Below are 1870 nucleotides of genomic sequence, written 5' to 3' on the forward strand. Positions count from 1 at the left end.
AATTTTTCTTACCATAAGCGTTAATTTTAATTGGTTTTTAAAATAAAAAGCCGCCAAAGTGCGTTGAATAATATAATATCTTGATATTCAGCGCACAAGGTCTTTTCTGGCGCAAAATCGGCTAATCAAGACATAATATACTGATTAAAAGGCTTTTAAATCTCTGTAAATGCCTTGCCGGATTGTTGTAGTGTTACTATAAAGTAACCGTCTCACACGGGCTAACATCTATACAATAAGATATTTAGGCTGAATAATACGTTATTCGGGGGTTACTTAATCATTACCTTTAATGCGGTTTGCATATTGTTATTAGGTTAAACACAAAAGGTTATTTGAGCAATGAGAAACACGTTTAATGTATTGTTTTACATCAAGAAAAACGCGCCTCTCCGGAATGGAAACGTCCCGATCATGGGGCGCATCACGATCAACGGAGAGCGGACGCAGTTTTCCACGCGCCTCTCGGTCGCACCCGAACACTGGGACGTCGGTATGGGGCGTGTCGCCGGGCGGAGCAATGCCGCCGGCAGAATCAACGAACAACTTTCGAATATCCACTACCACATCGAAAGGTGTTACAACAAGTTATTCTACGAGCAGTCGTTCGTAACTCCAATGATGGTCAAAGAGATGTATTTCGGCGCCAACCTCCGGCAGGAGACCGTGCTCGCCTTTTTCAGGCAGCACAACGAAGAATTCAACCGTATGGTCGGCATCAGCCGCAGCAAGGCCACATATTATAAATATAGGTGCGTCTGCAAGCATCTGGCAAACTACATCTGGGACAAGTACGACCGGAAAGACCTGATGTTCAAGGAGCTCAACCGGGAATTTCTCACGGGCTTCCACGCCTATATCGCAAAGGAAGCCGGGTATAAAAAAAACACGACCTGGATTTACATGATCGCCCTGAAACATATCCTCATGCTGGCCCGCAGCAAGGGATATATGGACAAGGATATCTTTGCCAATTACAAATTACAAAGCGAATTCGTAACACGCAACTACCTGACCATGGATGAAATAAACCGAATGATGCAGTATGAGAACGAGGATGTCACCTTACAACTTGTCAGGGACACGTTTTTGTTTAGTTGCTTCACCGGATTGTCCTATGTCGACATCCGCGACCTGGAGCCGCAGAATATCCAGGAAATAAACAAACAGCTGTGGATCAACACGACCCGCCGCAAAACGGGGTCTGAGGTCAATGTACGGCTGTTTACCGTGCCCTACAATATCCTTTTGAAATATATGCCCGCATCGGGTTCCGGACGCATATTCGAACTCCCGAGCAACGGGTGGTGCAATAAATGCCTCGACAAGATCGTTGCTGAGGCGGGTATCCAGAAAAAGATCACGTTCCATGCGGCCCGGCATACGTTCGCCACGACAATCACCCTTTCGCAGGGAGTAGCCATCGAAACCATCAGTAAACTGCTTGGACATAAGAATATACGCACGACGCAGATCTATGCGAATATTACCCATTCGCACATCAGCAGTGAGATGGAACGCCTCTCTAAGCGTATCAACCTGCTGTGCCCCGACTGGACGCCGTCGGATATGCCGAATGCGTCGAAAAGGCTCTCCTAAGTCACTTTTTTTACCCCTTGCATCCCCTTCCCACAGGGGAAAATCCCAAAACAATCAAAAAATGTCCCGAAAAGGCGATTGCAGATTGTAATCACCACAGGCGTTATGTGCGAAAAATTGTAAGCCGGCAACCTTAATTTGAAAGATAGCTGTAACCGTGTTAAATTTTTTTAATAATTTATTTGTAAATGAGTTAGCAATCCTTTATCTTTGCTTGTGAACTTTTTATTTTAAAATTAATTTAAAATTAACGCTTATGGTAAGAAAAATT

General features: G+C 44.4%; 1 protein-coding gene. It reads left to right on the top strand.

Annotated features, from left to right (window positions below; genetic code table 11):
* Window positions 1-342 precede the first annotated feature (342 nt).
* Window positions 343-1599: a site-specific integrase gene (locus tag QVP03_RS10160; protein WP_022333343.1), complete on the top strand. Its 1257-nt coding sequence runs from the start codon at window positions 343-345 to the stop codon at window positions 1597-1599.
* Window positions 1600-1870 lie beyond the last annotated feature (271 nt).

Source organism: Alistipes sp. CAG:29 (assembly GCF_000435435.1).
Taxonomy (GTDB): Bacteria; Bacteroidota; Bacteroidia; order Bacteroidales; family Rikenellaceae; genus Alistipes; species Alistipes onderdonkii.